Here is a 16,444-nt window from a genome sequence, read left to right as displayed (position 1 = left end):
AGCCTCCAGCTATCATTCTTTAATAATCATTATAGCTAATTTCTCACATTCTCTAAAGGATATTACTCCTCTGTGTACCTTGAAAAAGTAAACTCCAGTATGTCATTTCTATCACATACTGGAGCACTTATTCTTATCCTAGCTGAATAATCCTCTGATTGAATCAATTAGGTTCGTAAAAAAGTCTTTTACAGACTGCCAGAAGCCTTCTGTATCGCCGCCTGTCACTTCATCAAGCTTACCTTTCAGATCAGCAACAATGCTGTCCAGTTGTTCTGTCACCTGACCAAAATCAATATTAATATTACGCATTTTCTCAAATAGATTTGTCAGCATTTCACGGTCTTCCGGACTTAATTGAATATTTAAATTCTCTAATTGCTCACTCACAATTCTTTCCACATCTTCTTTAGTAGCAGGGTTTTGTTCCGCTATCTGTTTCTTAATTTCCGTTAATAATTCACTGACTTTTGATTCATCAATACCTGCATCTTCAGTCAGGTCTGTTGCTACATCCAATTCCTGATTCGCAACTTCCATTCGTTCTTTATCTAATGATTCTCCATCGACATTATATGCTTTATAGATTCCTGTTAATGCTGAATGCCCACTGACCTTTAAGGGGGAAGCAACTTCAACTAGTGCATTCTCTATACCGGCTGTCAATAATGCATTTGCATACATTTCACTTGTTACCTGGGTGATATTCTCCGGGTTGACAATATTAACAACAACCCCGTAACCTTCACCTTGTCTCGTAATCTTAGCAGAAGAGTACATGTTTGAGCTAGGGTCACCGTCAATGAAATTCACTAAATCTTCTGCTGTTACAATATACTCATCTACTTGTTCCGGATCTGTTACATTCAGCAAGTTTCTTACCTGATCTTTTTGCTCCTCTGATAGAGCCTCACCTAGTACCACTTTTGGCTTTCCATAACGCTCATCAATTCCTATGTCCCCACTGCTTGCAATGAGAGTGGAAGAGAAAGCTAGTCCAACAAGTAATGATACAACAAGCATTGATAATATTCTTTTCATAGATTGTCTCCTTTTTCTTATACTTACTCTTATATTATGCAAGATGTACGAGAATATGGGAAGTAAAATATGAGATATACAGGGATGCTGTGTTCCTATTCCCTTCTCAGCCGTTTTAAAAACCTTCTAACAATGAATGATAGAAGGTTAATTTATCTTATTTCTTTGCGATAACGTCCATTTCAACCCCTACACCTTTTGGAAGCTTGCTAACTTCAACTGTGGCACGTGCCGGGTATGGTTCTTTTAAAAATTTTGCATATGCTTCATTAATTGTTGCGAAATCATCCATATTTGTAATGTAAATGGTGAATTTCACCACATTAGCAAAACTTAATCCTGCTTCAGTTAGTACTGCTTGCAGATTGTTCATCACTTGCTCTGTCTGTTTCGCAATGTCCCCCTCAACTACTTCCATCGTTTCGGGGTTAAGAGGAATTTGTCCCGAAACGAAAACTAGATCTCCTGCATCAATCGCCTGGGAATACGGACCAATTGCTTGTGGCGCATTGTTTGTATGTATTGCTTTTACCATTTTATCGCATCCTTTCTTCATACTGTTTCACAGAAGATTTTAACATATAAATGATTTTTAGTAGAATATAATTGTTAGAATTTTAAAAAAAGGGTGATATTCATGGAGAAGACTTTTCAATTACGTACAAAGAAACATGATGAAATGATTGACATCACATCAGATGTTGAACAATTTCTAAGAGAAAATAAGATTCAAAACGGGCTGGTTGTTGTTTCATCACTGCATACTACAGCAGGGATTACAGTTAATGAAAATGCAGATCCAGATGTCAAGACAGATTTTCTTAGACGGTTGCGGGAAGTTTACCCTTGGGAGCATCCGGAAGATTTGCACATGGAAGGAAACACTGCGGCACATTTAAAAGTTAGTACTGTCGGACATAGTCAAACAATGGTTGTTTCTAATGGGAATCTTGTGCTAGGTACATGGCAGGGGATATATTTTTGTGAATTTGATGGTCCAAGATCACGTAAGTTTCATGTAAAAGTGCTGGAAGGATAAGCTTGTATATGCTTATCCCTCCCTATTTTAGGGTGAGATTATTTAAATTAATTAATGTGCCCATAAGTTTCCGATATCCGGGCGATTTAGCTAAGGCATTGTTCTGTTTTGCAATCACAACCAAATCTCTGGGCTCCACTTATGTGATTTCGTCCTGATCTCCTTTTCACAACCAAATCTCCGGGCTCCACTTATGTGATTTCGTCCTGATCTCCTTTTCACAACCAAATCTCCGGGCTCCACTTATGTGATTTCGTCCTGATCTGTTTTCACTGGCATATGTTCCAATTGGTTATCTTTTTTCTCATACTTCCCGTCCATTTATGATCGTGAGCAAAACTTCTAGCATACATAGCCGCTGTGACAAAAATGAAGCACAAACTATACTAAGTCTGTGCTTCCTGATTTAACTATTAAAATCCAAAGTATTCTTTTGCATTATAATAGGAGATATTCTGTACGATTTTTGCCAATGTTTCCTCATCATTTGGATACTCACCATTTTCCACCCATTCACCGATCAAGTTACACATAATACGGCGGAAATACTCATGACGTGTATAGGAAAGGAAGCTTCGTGAATCTGTCAGCATACCAATGAATCGGCTGAACACACCATTATCAGCTAACTTTTCCATCTGATCAATCATCCCAAGCTTTGTATCATTGAACCACCATGCTGTACCAAATTGCATTTTGCCTGGTACTCCTCCGCCCTGGAAGCTGCCGATGATTGTTGAAATCGTTACATTATCACGTGGATTTAATGAGTAAAGAATAGTCTTCGGCAATGCATCTGCCTGATCCAGAGAATCCAGTAATTTAACTAGCGGCTGTGCTAACAATGAATCATTCATTGAATCATAACCAGTGTCAGGTCCTAAGTTGTTAAACATTCTTGTATTGTTATTTCGGTGGGCATTGATATGGTATTGCATTGCCCATCCTCTCTTATGGTATTGTTTACCTAAGAAAGTCAGTGTGAATGATTTGTATTTTTTCTCTTCTTCCAATGATACCTTTTCGTTTTTGATTCCTTTAGCAAAGATCTCAGCTACTTCCTCTTCTGTAGCTTCTTCATACATCATTGTATCTAAAGCGTGATCAGAAACGCGTCCGCCAATTTCATGGAAGAATTCAATCCGCTGTTCCAGAGCTTTCAGGAAAGCATCATAAGAATCAATAGTTATTCCGGAAACATCTGCCAGCTTTGCTACCCAGCCAACAAAAGTATCACGGTTAATTTCCAACCCTTTATCCGGACGGAAACTCGGTAATACTTTTACATCGAAGCTTGAGTCCGCTTTAATCTTCTCATGGTACTCCAAGGAATCTGTCGGATCATCCGTCGTACAAACTACTTCCACACCTGACTTAACAATAAAATCACGAACATTCCACTCTCCACTGTTAAGTAGTTTATTTACCTTTTCCCAAATAGCTGGAGCCGTATTCTCATTTAATGTTTCTTCTACTCCAAAGTAGCGCTTTAACTCAAGGTGTGTCCAGTGATAGAGCGGGTTACCAATCAGCATTGGAACAGTCTTTGCCCATGCCATAAATTTATCATAGTCACTGCCATCTCCAGTAACATACTTTTCTTCAATACCGTTTGCTCTCATTGCACGCCATTTATAGTGATCACCATATAGCCAAACTTTTGTAATGTTTTCGAATTGAGTATTTTCATAGATTTCCTGTGGACTCAAATGGCAATGATAGTCTATAATCGGTAAGTCTTTCGCATATTGATGGTACAGCTTCTCTGCTGTTTTGTTATTCAAAACAAAGTTATCATCCATAAATGCTTTCATTTGTATCCCCTGCCTTTTCAAAAATTGAATATATTAAAGTCCTAGTAAGTCGAGATGACGCCCGATGTGTTTTACAAGTCCATTTCGGTATGTGTCTTCATTGTTTAGTAAGGTTTCAAAAAACTCTGTGCGGAATAAATCTTTGCCCGAATCATCTTTTGCTGTTAAAAGGATACCGTAAGTTACATGGAATAATTGTCTTGCAGCATCATGATCCATGTATTTTGGCAGATCTGCATCAGATGTGTCATCAAGTGGTGCGACACTGTCTAAATCTGGTGTTACATGGTAATATTGTAACGTTTCTTCAAAGTGATCTTCTGCATATACATGCATACGGCGGTAAAGGTCAGGATTTTCTACTGCAATAACACGCACAGCTTCTAACCAGTTTGTACCTGCTGTTTTAATGTGTAATAATCCTTCAGTATATTTTCCGATAATAGGAAACACACTAAATTTATCACTACCGGAGTGAATACTTAATTTATAGCCAAAATATTTTGCGATCTCTGCATGTTCATGCAATTCTTTTTCAAACTGCTCCAGGTCCCCGATGTAGTCAATGCCTTTCTGGAATTCACCACAAAATCTAGGTGCTAAACTTTGGACAGTTACTCCTCTTCTTCTTAACTCTTCTGCAACAAAGAAGTGTGCTTCAGGTGCAGTTACGGTTTCTGTTTCGTCAATTGATATTTCAAAGTCGATCGCTTTATCTGCTTTTGCGACATGCTCATTATATACATGCTCCATAAAGTCGATTGCTTCTCCGTATACTAAAACATTTTTCACAAGACTATCTTCATCAAATTTGATTTCCAATCCCTGTACATCAAATGTTTTATTTAAGTAATGGCTGTTGAAATATTCTTTTCTGTCAACAGGAAGTCCTGCATACTCTTTTTGAATATCTTCTGATGAAGCACCTTCAATATCATTACGAATTTGTTCCGAACAATCTAATGTAAGGAAGCTGAATCCAAGTTCAATTGCATAGGCAATATCTTTCTCTAATTTAATATGATCCGCATCTGCTCCATAACCATCTTTGTATCCTTCCTGGAATACCGCGAAGCTCGCTGCATCTAAAATATCTGTCATTGTACGATTTAATAAAGTCAACTCACGAATACTTTGCTGAGCAAGGATCGGTTTTACTTTTCGGTTTCTAGTTGTTTCAATATGTCCCGGTGAAGCGACACCAAGACGATCACCAAGTCCCATTGTTGCAATTTTCGTACCAAAAGCCTGCGGTACAGTATAATCAAAATATTTATTAAGTACAAGACGGTTTTCATGTGATAGAGCACATACTTTTCCCGTACCCACTGACTCACCATTTAATTCGCTAAATAAATCACTTTCTCCTGCCGCCAGTAAATATTTATCTGTACCTGATTTCACCATAACAAGATTTGTACCATCTTTTTGTTCAAACGAACTTTCATAAACAGTCACTCCATCCGCTGACGATGGTTTATTCCCCTGTGCTAATGTCTCAATAACTTTATTAAATTGCTCCACTCTATTCACTCCTTCAAAGAATTCCGTTGTTAGCGGTTTCAGCTATTTCAGAAAATAAAATAACAACGTTGTTATTTTTATGATATACTATTTAATAAAAGATCTCAACTATAAAATGATTATTTTTAAGAAAGATATAGGTGATGAAGATGACAGTTACAATTAAGGATATCGCAAAGGTTGCTGGAGTAAGCTATTCTACTGTGTCAAAAGCTTTAAATAATAGTCCATTAGTAAAAGAAGCAACAAAAAGGAAAATCTTAAAAGTTGCTGAAGAAATGGGATATGAACCAAACCTTGCAGCAAAACAATTAGTTAGAAAAAGAACCGATGTGATTGGCTTAATGTGGCCGACAATTGAAAGGATTGTCCTCGCTACATTAGTCACTAACATTAGTAAAGCATTCGAAAACACTTCATACTCAATGATATTATCAGTCGATTCTCAGGAAACAGCTATGGAAACCTTCAAAAAGTTTCAAGTAGACGGGATGATCATATTTGGTGAATCCAATGAAGTATCAATTACTCAAGATCCCATCCCATTTGTTGTTTACGGTGTTTCTGGAAAAAATGAGACCTCCTACCCGATTATTGATGCCAATCATGAAGCATCGATGCAAAAGGCAGTAAAACATTTATATGAACTTGGTCACCGTAATATCACTTACATCGGGCAGTTTGATACAAAAGATGCACTTCAATTGGAAAAAGTGGAAGGGTATGAAAAGGCTATGAAACAGTTTGGCTTAGAGAAGTACAAACAAATTATTGATTCCAAAGGACTAAATTGGTTTGATGGTTACACTGCAGTAGAAAAAGTATTGCAAAATGAAGGTCAACAGCCTACTGCCATAATTGGAGGAAGTTATGATATTAGTGGAGGGATTATGCGTGCACTTACAGAAAAGGGAATAAGCATCCCTAATGATATCTCTCTTGTCAGCTATGATAATATACCACAAATGGCAACAACAGAAGTTCCGATGACTTGTATTGGTGTACCTGTAGATGTTTTGGCAGAAGAAATCGTCCATGCGATAATTGAACGTATTGAGTCAGAGGAGAGGGTGGAGTTAGTAAAGAAATTATCTCCTACATTAACGGCTAGAGAGAGTTCCGGTCCCCCACGAATTCAATAATACGAAAAAGACACCTCCTTAACGGGAGGTGCTTTTATTCCAGTTGTTTCCACACTTCAGCATAGACATCTTTTAACGGGACATGAAATTCCTCCGCAATTCGACGGCAGTCTTCGTATTCCGGGGAGGCTTTCACCACTTCACCATTTTGAAGGCCTTCTTTTATAGTAACTTTCCCCCATTTTATATCAATCGTCCGGATCTGCCTTTCCATCCGAAAAACAGTTAAAGGATAGTATCTAATGCCCAGCGTTGTTGTCTCTGATAACAAAATCTGTTTCATTTCCTCTAAACGGCTCAGACTGCACAGTAATTCCAACTTCACAGCAGGCCGGTTTTTTTTCATAAAAATCGGAGTGAAATACACATCATTGGCCCCTGCATCAAGCAATTTATCTATTACATATCCTAACCATTCACCTGGTGTATCATCTAAGTTTACTTCAACTTTTACCATTTCTTTATCAATATGCTGTTCATCTGGCGGGTGTTTCCTCATCCTAACTCACCTCTTAATTATTGATTCTATAATTTTTATGTATCCATCATACTCATAAGTAAAATCCTCCTGTCACGAGATAATGAAGAATGCATACCAACATCACTGTCCAGGCTGCGTCGTTAATTTGTATATTATGTGTATTCTAACACACTTGTATTAACTTAGAAGTATGCTATGTTTTAGTACATGGTCAAATAGGAATATAGACGAATGATTTATTTATAAACAGGAGCAATCCTTTTAAGAATTGCTCCTGCTATGCATTATCATATTGTTCATGTAAGTATTTGATACTGTCATCAATATACGGTTCTTTTGTATTCTCGAGTAATACTTCAATATATGGCTTATTTTCTTTTAACCATTGGAATAAAAGGTCATAGCGCAACATTCCTTTGCCGACAGGTACCATTTTTATCCACTGGTCTTCGATAATGAAATCTTTGGCATGGATAGCTGCCATTCGGTCACCGAAAAGTTCAAATGACTGTCCAAATACTTTTTCCTGATCATGATAGTTTTCCATCGACATAAAATTGGCCGGATCGAATACAACTTGCAAGTGATTGGAGTCAACTTCATCTAAAAGTCTTCCCATCAGCTCAGGTGTGTGTATGGGGTGATTAATTCCTCCTTCAATGCCTACAATGACGCCCCATCTCTCTGCTTCATTTGTCAGGGCCTTCACACTTTTAACGACCTTCCGGAATGCTTCCTCAGTAAAGTTATCTTCCGTATACCCCATCTTTTCGTTGACATTTCCTGTTTCTGATGCAACAATACTGCAACCAAAATCTCTGGCAAAGCGGATATGTTCTTTAAAGCGGGAAAGTAACTGTTCACGTTTCTCTGGATCAGGATGAATCATATTGATATAACAACCTAATATCGCCACATTAACCCGATGATCCCGGAACGATTGAAACATTTGTTTAGCAAAACCGGGACTAAGTGAACCAGTTTGTGTCGGTAAATCCGGGAAAGACTTTGCTAATGCCAATTGTACAGATCCCAATCCTTTGGAAGCTACTTCCTTTGCAATTAACTCCGGCTCATGATAATCAATATCGTGTCCCCGTATACCTAAATTCAGTTTCATTATACTTACACTCCTTTTTATATTGCGTACTCATTATGTCACCCACTTTAAAAGGGAAAGAGAAAAAGAATGACTAGCCTTTTAAGCTAGTCACTCTCTATTATCTAGCCAGCCATCCACCATCAACAGCTAACACATGTCCATTCATATAATCGGAAGCCTTACTTGCCAGGTATACTACCGTTCCCATTAAATCACTTGGATCTGCCCAATAGCCCGCTGGAATCCGTGACAAGATCTCAGCATTTCTCTTTTCGTCTGAACGAATAGGAGCCGTGTTCTTTGTAGCAAAATAACCTGGGGCAATCGCATTTACCTGAATGTTATGCTCTGCCAGCTCATTAGCAAAAGATTTCGTCAACCCTGCTACCGCATGCTTACTCGATGTGTATGGAGGGATAAACTTCCCACCCTGGAATGATAGCATGGAAGCGATATTAATTATCTTACCTGAACGTTTTTCCGCCATAACTTTCGCTGCAGCCTGGCTCAGGAAATATACAGCGTCCAGATTAAGTGCCATCACATCATCCCAGTCCTCGTCCTTGTATTCCAACAAAGGATTACGGCGGATTGTACCAGCATTATTCACTAAAATATCTACTGTACCGAATTTACCAACACATGCAGGTACAACTTTTTTTATCTGTTCCCGATCAGATAAATCCGCCTGGTAAAATTCTGAACTTCCTTCAGCCCCCGAAAGCAATTCCTTCGTTTCTTCCCAGTTAGTACCATGTGTTACAACGAATACATTTGCCCCCGCTTTCGCTAAAGCAATAGTGTATGCCTGGCCAAGACCAGTGTTACCTCCAGTAATAATGGCCGTCTTGCCTTTTAATGAAAAATAATCTAAATTGAATTCCTGCAAACTCATCTAACAAACCTCCTTAGCGTAACTCATCCATACTTACATGATCCATATCATCATAGGTAATATTCTCGCCACACATTCCCCAGATGAATGTATAATTACTTGTTGCTGTCCCGGAGTGAATAGACCAGCTCGGTGAAATAACAGCCTGTTCATTTTTTAGTACAAGGTGTCTAGTCTCACTTGGTTCACCCATAAAGTGGAAAGCACGAGTGTTTTCTTCCATATCAAAATACAAATATACCTCACTGCGGCGATCGTGTGTATGTGCAGGCATTGTATTCCATACACTACCTGGCTGCAACATCGTTAGCCCCATTTGTAATTGACAGCTCTCACAAACATTTGGATGGATGTACTGATGAATCTTTCTCTCATTTAACGTACCAGGTTCGCCCAATTCCAATGGTTTAATATCTTTAATATCAATTTTCACTGTAGGATATGTGTGATGTGCTGGCGCAGAGTTAATGTAGAACTTTGCCGGTTGCGCCGGGTCATTGGAACCGAAATACACTTCCTTCGTTCCTCTGCTGACATATAATCCGTCGTGACGTTTCATTTCGTAACGTTCGCCATCCAGAATTACATACCCGTCATTTCCAATATTTATAATCCCAAGCTCACGGCGTTCTAAAAAATAACTCACACCTAACTGTTTATCCAGTTTAATAGTTAGATCTTCTGATGCAGGTGTCACACCACCAAAGATCATACGATCAACATGTGTGTAAGTTAAATGAACTTTCCCTGCTTCGAACAACTTTTCCACTAAAAATTTTTCACGCAATTCATCTGTATTATATCTTCTAATTTCCTCTGGGTGATTTGCATAACGTACTTCCATGATTAATTCCTCCTATTGTTTATTTTATCTGCTAATCTCTTGGCTTACATTCTGTGTAAATTGCTCCACTTCAGCTATTGAGAAGGCATTGCCATCTCCTGCTAATGTATGTTTCAGAACACTGGCGCCTGTTGCGAAGTGAACAGTTTTGTCTGGATCCCACTTGCTAAGTATTCCAAACAGTACTCCTGCTGCATAGGCATCCCCCCCGCCAATACGATCAACTACTGGTTCAATCGTATATGTATGTGTTTTAGAAATATGTTGATCAGCAAATAAATAACCCTCTAATCGATGACTGGAAGAAGACACTACTTCTCTTTTTGTCGATGCAAAAACTTGGATGTTGGGGTATTTTGCTTGTATTTGCTTATAATAATACGTTAACTTTTCTTCATGATCTGTTTCATTTTCCAATACTTCTATATTCAAAAGATGAACAGCATCCATGTGGTTACAAAAGGCAATATCAATAAATGGCAGAACTTTTTCAATAGCTTTACTTGCTTCCTGCTGACTCCATAACTTTGCCCGAAAGTTAAAGTCAAAACTGACTTTAATACCTCGATTCTTCGCTTGCTTCATTGCTTCCAATGTAATTTCGCGTAATTCTTCTGATAGAGCAAGTGTAATGCCGGTCGTATGAAAAAGGTCTGCTCCTTCTAATATTCGATCCCAATTTACTTCTTCCTGCTTTAATTGAGAAAAACTAGAAAACTTGCGGTCATAGGTTACCTGACTTGAACGATTACCAATACCTGATTCTACAAAATACAACCCTAATCTATCTCCACCTTTCAGAAGATGTCTTGTGTCTATTTGATTGGACTGTAAATATTTTTCACATGCTTCACCAATTGAGTTATCAGGAACTTTACTGATATAGAGTGTATCAACTCCGAAGTCAGCTAGTGAAACGGCTACATTTGCTTCGGCTCCACCATAATAATAAGTAAATAGATTAGACTGCTGCAGCCTTACTGTCGGGTCTGTCGTCAGCCGCATCAGCATTTCACCGAATGTTACTACTCTCATACACTCGCCTCTTTCGCTTTCTCTACATATTGCTTTGCAAGTTCAGTAATTTTTTCATAGTTCCCTGTTTTAGCTGGGGCCACAAGATTTCCGCCAATCCCAACAGCAACAGCACCACTCTGGAGCCATTCCACCATATTTTCTAAACTCACACCACCTGTTGGCATCATGTTGGCTTGTGGAATCGGTGCATGAACCGCCTTTAGGAAACCTGGGTTAACATTGCTGCCAGGGAAAACTTTCACAACATCTGCCCCTGCCTCCATTGCCTCTTTTATTTCGGTAACCGTTAAACACCCAGGCATATAGGGAACTTGATATAAGTTACATAGTTTAGCAGTTTCTGTATCAAAAGAAGGACCGACAATAAATGATGCCCCTGCGAATATCGCCTGTCTTGCCGTATATGGATCTAAAACGGTACCCACTCCTACTGTTACTTCCTGATCAGCGGCATATTTATTCTTTAATTTTTCAACCGCTTCTTCCACATGTGGAATAGAATAGGTTAATTCGATAGCCTTCATTCCTCCAGCAATACAAGCATCTGCAACTTGCACAGCCTGATCTACTGTATCTGTGCGGATAACTGCGACTACCTTTTGGTTCTGCAGGTTTGTTAATACTCGTAATTTATTCATTTTGTCACCTCACTTTTGATATATTTACATAATGGATGATTAAACCGTACGATTTCCTCAATAAAAATCTTCGCATGTGCATGGGCACCTTCTGCTCTAAGATGGGTATCATCCTTTTCCCCATCAGGATACCCTTCATATTGGTTGGGGTCCACCCACATAAACCAATCCTTTGAACGCTCAGGACCTAAGTTAATTAATGCTTCTTTTGTATTCTCCAGCATATCGATGAAAATAATCCCTTCCCGAACCGCTAATTCCCTCATAGCCCTTGGGTACTCTCCATGTGTTTCCAACAGCTTCCCATCTTTGTCAAAATGTCTCCTTGCAATGGAAGTAAGAAGAATTGGTGTAACCCCAAATGACCGGGCACGATGTATAAAAAATCTCAGATTTTCCTGATAAGTTGTGAAAGGCTTTGTTGCCCTAGCCTCATCAGGCTTCTGGTCATTATGTCCGAATTGTATTAACACATAATCACCTTCAGAGAATTCCCTTTCCATCACTGCCCAGCGGTTTTCATTAATAAAGGACTTTGTACTGCGGCCGGAAGCTGCGTGATTTTTAACGATTAATTCATCGGTAAAAAAATTCTGCAATGCCTGGCCCCAGCCCATGCGAGGAAAAGCGGATGCCTCATAATGAGACATCGTCGAATCTCCCGCTAAGAAAAGCTGTACCTTTTTCATTCTTTATTCTCACTTCCAATAGCTAATTGAACGCTTGCAAGAATAAAGGCGCCGACACCATGAAGGTCATTCGTACTTGTTTCACGATGGACATAATAATCATACGTACCGATTGATGTACCGATACAAATATCATGCAAATGGAAATTTCCTTTGTCATCCACTTCTACTTTATTTTCTATTAATCCCTGAAATGCTTTTTCTGCATAAGTCCAGTAAGACTTATCCACATAACCCTTATTTACCGCTTTTGCAATAGCATAAGTAAACAAACAAGAACATGAACTCTCTAAATAGTTGTCCGCTTCCCCAGCTTTATCAACAACTTGATACCATAATCCAGTTTTTTCATCCTGGAATTTAATTAATGCATCTATTAATTCGTGAACTACCTGCTTCAGCTCATCACGTTTTGGATGGTCTTCTGGTAACATCTCAATAAAATTAGCTGTCACCATGCTGTACCAGCCTAATGCACGACCCCAGACTTCCGGCGCATGACCTTTCTCAGTAGACCAAGGAGTTTGCTTGCTCTCATCATAACCATGATAATATAATCCGTTTTCTTTTTTTGTATTTTTACGCATTAAACGTTCCTGTTCCATAACCAAATCTGTTAATTCCGGTTCACCGAACATTTGGCCATACTGGATAGTAAATGGTCCAGCCATATATAGTCCATCTAGCCACATCTGATATGGATATTTATCTTTATGCCAGAAGCCACCTTCTTTTGTCTTGTTTAAAGTATTTAAAAGGTTGCGTAATTTAGCTGCAGCCACTTTATATTTTTCATCTTTTGTTTCGTTGTATAATGGCAATAATAACAATCCTGGCTGGATCGCATCCAGTTCACTTCTGGCAAAATAGAAGTTCCCTTCCTCATCTACCAGTTTATCAACATACTCTTTAAAGTACTCGAAGTACTTTTGCTCATCCGTTTGTTCCCATACATCATGCATTCCGCACAGGAATACTCCCTGATGATAATGCCATCGGTCTGCCGGCGGTAACTTCACCGGCTCATACTGGTTCATTAATGTATCACATGCAAGCTTCGCCCAATCTAATGCATTTCTTTGTTTTACTGTCATCAACGTATCCCCTCTCCATTAATTAATTCCCTGATATTCAAACCAGTCAAAATCTGCATAATTTCTGCTTTCTTTACCATTAGCTGAGCAATACATGCCCATATAGGAACCAATAAATCCACCTGCTTTATCAGTGCTTAATATTGTCCCATCCACTTTATCTGCCAGCAGCTCCCAATCAAATGCTTTTTCTGCATAATAAAAATGATATGCCTGACCTTCTGCTTCCACTTTCAAATAAACTTTGTCTGTTGCAATCTCCCTTTTAGCAACTAATTCATCGACACCTGCTTCTCTCCTGATTAATTGAATATGCGGTTTTTGATTTTCCAGTACTACTTCCAAACGGAATTGATAATCCTGGTTTTGAAGCAACACAAGTCCCGCTGTCTCATTTTCTTCTTTTGGTGAAAACTCCATTACTGTTTGGGCCATGAAATCTATGTCTTGCTGTCTTCTCCCGACAAATGCCGGATTCTCTTCTTCCATAATTGTTTCCTTTTTTGCCTTTAAGCGCAAAAACCCCGGCCTTTCCGTTAATGACCAAAAATCTCCGCGAGGAGTTCTTAAAAAGTTCCATCTGTTTTCCAACTGCTCTGATTCAAAAGGGTCATGGGCTGGTAAGGATGGCCACTTATGTTCCTCTAACTGTGGGAAGATCATTTCTTCTTCAATTATTCCTTTGCCGGGATTCACAATTGGCCACCCGTCTTCCCAAATAAATGGAACGAGGAAAGTTTCACGACCTAAGTTGCGGTAGTACCCGCCATATGGACGAGAAGCAAGGCAAACCATCCACCAGTCACCATTATGAGTCTCCACAATATCCGCATGTCCTACATTGACAATTGGATGGTTGTTTCCTAAATGACGATGGGTCAATATAGGGTTTGTTTCGGTCATTTCATATGGACCTGTTACATTTTGGCTTCTCGCAATAGTTACAGCATGTGTATGACCTGTTCCTCCTTCTGCGATTATAAGATAATACCAGCCATTAATCTTATATAAGTGAGGTGCTTCCTGGGCATGAGCATTTTTAAGCGCACCATCCCATAAGCTGTATTTTGGTCCAACTAATTGCTTCTTCTCAAGATCAAGCTCTTGAAGCCAAATTTCATTATGTTTCTTATACTTAGGACCTTCAGGCGGCTTACGATTTCCTGTATAATACACCTTTCCATCATCATCAAATAGTAATGATGGATCAATACCTGGTGCATCTTCCAGCCAGTTTGGATCAGACCATGGGCCGGCCGGATCAGTCGCTGTGACATAAAAGTTACGCCTTGCTCCTGTTTGACTCACAACGAATGTTGTTATCATATAGAAGATCCCATCATTGTATCGGATCGTTGGTGCATAAATCCCGCGGGAATTAGGGGTCTGATCTAAATTCAATTGTTCAGGTCTGTCTAATACATGCCCTATTTGTTTCCAATTCACTAAATCTTTACTGTGGAAAATTGGTACACCAGGGAAATATTCAAAACTTGATGTGACTAAATAATAATCCTCTCCTACACGGCAAATTGACGGGTCAGGATAAAAACCTGGTATAATCGGATTTTTATATGTTTTCATCATTTAACGTCCTCTCATTTATTCAAAAGATAACGATCTCCCAACTTTTCAAATTGAGAACCTCTAATTTCTAAACCGTCCGTATCCTTACTCGTTACCACATTGGTTTCACTTGTTTCATTCTTTAATGAAAACTGGTCAAGTACTATATTTTTTGATTCCTCTACAGCTAATCCCGGACCGTTTCTTGTCAACACTTTTACATGATGGAGATTCAAATCTTCAACATATTTAGCAAAAATCCCTTCCCCGGCCATTTCAATCACTTCACGTACCATATCCGGTTCACCGCCTGGCACATCTTCATCCTGTGTCATCTCAATGGTGACATGGTCAATGTCCACTTCTTTAACAGGCATTTCCGGCAAGCCGTAAATAAACCCAGCTGCTGCCCGGCAATTTCTTGCTGTGATGTTGCTGATTCGGATTTTTTCAACGACTGGCGTTTTTTCACTTAGAGGAATAGCTGCTGCATCTAATAATTCCGGATTGCTTTTACTTACGCCATGACGATAGAAGGAGTTAATCGCAATTGGACACAGCACATCATCCATCCAAATATTGTTCACTAAAATGTTACGTATGTAGCTTCCACGTTCCCTGTTTGTTTTTATACGAATACCTCTGTCTGTACCATCAAACACACAATTTGATACAGTTATATTCTCAATACCGCCAGAATTCTCACTGCCGAAGACTACTCCGCCATGACCATGGTGCATCGTACAATTAGTTACAGTAACGTTCTTCGTAGGAACACCATATTTCCGCCCATCCTCGTTTATACCTGATTTCAAAACAACACAATCATCCCCTACATCAAAATGACAATCAGATATCCGGACATTTAAACATGATTCAATATCTAATCCATCACCATTCGGAGTATCGGAAGGATTTTGAAAGTGCACCTGATGGATCGAAACATTTTTACAGAATACGAGATGAGTATTCCAGAAGGGCGAATTTCTAACTGTAACACCATTGATTGTCACATTTTCCGCATCGAAGAACTGGATCAGAGGCGGACGTAAAAATTGTGAAGGCCATTCTACTAAATTAGTATCCGCAGGCTCTGTAAATTCTGAATTTGCCAGTGCAATTTCTTTCGTTTTGGCAGATTCATAGTGCTCTCCCTTACGAAGACGACGATTTACTTTCCACCATTCTCTCCCGTTCCCATCAATAACCCCTTCCCCCTTAATTGAAACATTGGAGACATTTTGACCAAAAATCAACGGCATGAACCCATGACATACATACCCTGACCATCTTGTTTTCACAACTGGATATGCGTCGAAATCATCTGTGAATGAAAGAACGGAACCAGCATCCAAATACAATGTCATATTACTCGCCAATCGAATTGGTCCAGTATGATAAGTCCCTGCAGGTACATAAACTGTTCCTCCGCCTTCATTCGAACATGCCTCTATTGCATCCTGAATAGCTTTTGTACTATCTCCACTTCCATCTTTAAGTGCTCCATATGTTGTAATATCAAAAAAGCTCATCATCT

At 39.1% G+C, this 16,444-nt stretch carries 16 protein-coding genes; 2 read left to right on the top strand and 14 right to left on the bottom strand.

The genetic code is table 11. From position 1 onward, the window contains the following. Positions 1-138: 138 nt before the first annotated feature. Entirely contained in the window at positions 139-1,041 is a 903-nt protein-coding gene (locus BMW36_RS04275) for a DUF1002 domain-containing protein (protein ID WP_089739387.1), read from the bottom strand. A gap of 157 nt (positions 1,042-1,198) precedes the next feature. Next, positions 1,199-1,576 (bottom strand): RidA family protein, encoded by a 378-nt coding sequence (locus BMW36_RS04270; protein ID WP_089739385.1) that lies wholly within the window; start codon positions 1,574-1,576, stop codon positions 1,199-1,201. A gap of 102 nt (positions 1,577-1,678) precedes the next feature. Here BMW36_RS04270 and BMW36_RS04265 point away from each other — a divergent pair, with 102 nt between their 5' ends. Continuing rightward, positions 1,679-2,080, top strand: a complete 402-nt coding sequence (locus BMW36_RS04265) for a secondary thiamine-phosphate synthase enzyme YjbQ (protein ID WP_089739382.1) — start codon at positions 1,679-1,681, stop codon at positions 2,078-2,080. Positions 2,081-2,493: 413 nt separating this feature from the next. Here BMW36_RS04265 and uxaC read toward each other — a convergent pair whose 3' ends face one another. After that, the gene (gene uxaC, locus BMW36_RS04260) at positions 2,494-3,894 is read right to left on the bottom strand and encodes a glucuronate isomerase (RefSeq protein WP_089739381.1); all 1,401 of its coding nucleotides are present in this window, start codon (positions 3,892-3,894) and stop codon (positions 2,494-2,496) included. A gap of 33 nt (positions 3,895-3,927) precedes the next feature. Continuing rightward, positions 3,928-5,418, bottom strand: a complete 1,491-nt coding sequence (locus BMW36_RS04255) for a tagaturonate epimerase family protein (protein ID WP_089739379.1) — start codon at positions 5,416-5,418, stop codon at positions 3,928-3,930. A gap of 149 nt (positions 5,419-5,567) precedes the next feature. Between BMW36_RS04255 and BMW36_RS04250 the strand changes: the two genes are divergently transcribed. Then, positions 5,568-6,560, top strand: a complete 993-nt coding sequence (locus BMW36_RS04250) for a LacI family DNA-binding transcriptional regulator (protein WP_089739377.1) — start codon at positions 5,568-5,570, stop codon at positions 6,558-6,560. Between the two features lie 34 nt (positions 6,561-6,594). On the opposite strand, the gene larC2 is transcribed toward BMW36_RS04250, so the two are convergent. The 10 genes from larC2 to BMW36_RS04200 all read right to left on the bottom strand — a co-directional run bounded on the left by larC2 (position 6,595) and on the right by BMW36_RS04200 (position 16,439). After that, entirely contained in the window at positions 6,595-7,059 is a 465-nt protein-coding gene (gene larC2 / locus BMW36_RS04245; RefSeq protein ID WP_089739376.1) for a nickel pincer cofactor biosynthesis protein LarC2, read from the bottom strand. A gap of 259 nt (positions 7,060-7,318) precedes the next feature. Beyond that, positions 7,319-8,161, bottom strand: coding sequence for a sugar phosphate isomerase/epimerase family protein (locus BMW36_RS04240; protein WP_089739374.1), 843 nt, complete (start codon positions 8,159-8,161; stop codon positions 7,319-7,321). 100 nt (positions 8,162-8,261) lie between these two features. Continuing rightward, positions 8,262-9,038 carry a 2-dehydro-3-deoxy-D-gluconate 5-dehydrogenase KduD gene (kduD, locus tag BMW36_RS04235; protein ID WP_089739372.1) on the bottom strand — a complete coding sequence of 259 codons (777 nt, stop codon included), beginning with the start codon at positions 9,036-9,038 and terminating at the stop codon, positions 8,262-8,264. 13 nt (positions 9,039-9,051) lie between these two features. After that, the gene (gene kduI, locus BMW36_RS04230; protein WP_089739370.1) at positions 9,052-9,882 is read right to left on the bottom strand and encodes a 5-dehydro-4-deoxy-D-glucuronate isomerase; all 831 of its coding nucleotides are present in this window, start codon (positions 9,880-9,882) and stop codon (positions 9,052-9,054) included. 24 nt (positions 9,883-9,906) lie between these two features. Further along, positions 9,907-10,917 carry a sugar kinase gene (locus tag BMW36_RS04225; RefSeq protein WP_089739368.1) on the bottom strand — a complete coding sequence of 337 codons (1,011 nt, stop codon included), beginning with the start codon at positions 10,915-10,917 and terminating at the stop codon, positions 9,907-9,909. Beyond that, the gene (locus BMW36_RS04220; protein WP_089739366.1) at positions 10,914-11,558 is read right to left on the bottom strand and encodes a bifunctional 2-keto-4-hydroxyglutarate aldolase/2-keto-3-deoxy-6-phosphogluconate aldolase; all 645 of its coding nucleotides are present in this window, start codon (positions 11,556-11,558) and stop codon (positions 10,914-10,916) included. The genes BMW36_RS04225 and BMW36_RS04220 overlap by 4 nt, the downstream gene beginning before the upstream one ends. Continuing rightward, positions 11,555-12,247, bottom strand: coding sequence for a rhamnogalacturonan acetylesterase (locus BMW36_RS04215; RefSeq protein WP_089739363.1), 693 nt, complete (start codon positions 12,245-12,247; stop codon positions 11,555-11,557). The genes BMW36_RS04220 and BMW36_RS04215 overlap by 4 nt, the downstream gene beginning before the upstream one ends. Then, positions 12,244-13,341 carry a glycoside hydrolase family 88/105 protein gene (locus BMW36_RS04210; RefSeq protein WP_089739362.1) on the bottom strand — a complete coding sequence of 366 codons (1,098 nt, stop codon included), beginning with the start codon at positions 13,339-13,341 and terminating at the stop codon, positions 12,244-12,246. Before BMW36_RS04210 ends, BMW36_RS04215 begins: the two co-directional genes overlap by 4 nt. An 18-nt stretch (positions 13,342-13,359) precedes the next feature. Next, a complete protein-coding gene (locus tag BMW36_RS04205; protein ID WP_089739433.1) occupies positions 13,360-14,925 on the bottom strand; it encodes a glycoside hydrolase family 43 protein in 1,566 nt (521 codons plus the stop codon). Positions 14,926-14,939: 14 nt separating this feature from the next. After that, positions 14,940-16,439: a glycoside hydrolase family 28 protein gene (locus tag BMW36_RS04200; RefSeq protein ID WP_089739360.1), complete on the bottom strand. Its 1,500-nt coding sequence runs from the start codon at positions 16,437-16,439 to the stop codon at positions 14,940-14,942. Between the last annotated feature and the right edge of the window lie 5 nt (positions 16,440-16,444).

Origin of the sequence: Gracilibacillus ureilyticus (assembly GCF_900111195.1) — a bacterium.
GTDB lineage: Bacteria > Bacillota > Bacilli > Bacillales > Amphibacillaceae > Gracilibacillus > Gracilibacillus ureilyticus.
The sequence above is the reverse complement of the archived record's forward strand: the minus strand, read 5'-3'. Positions and strand labels throughout refer to the sequence as shown.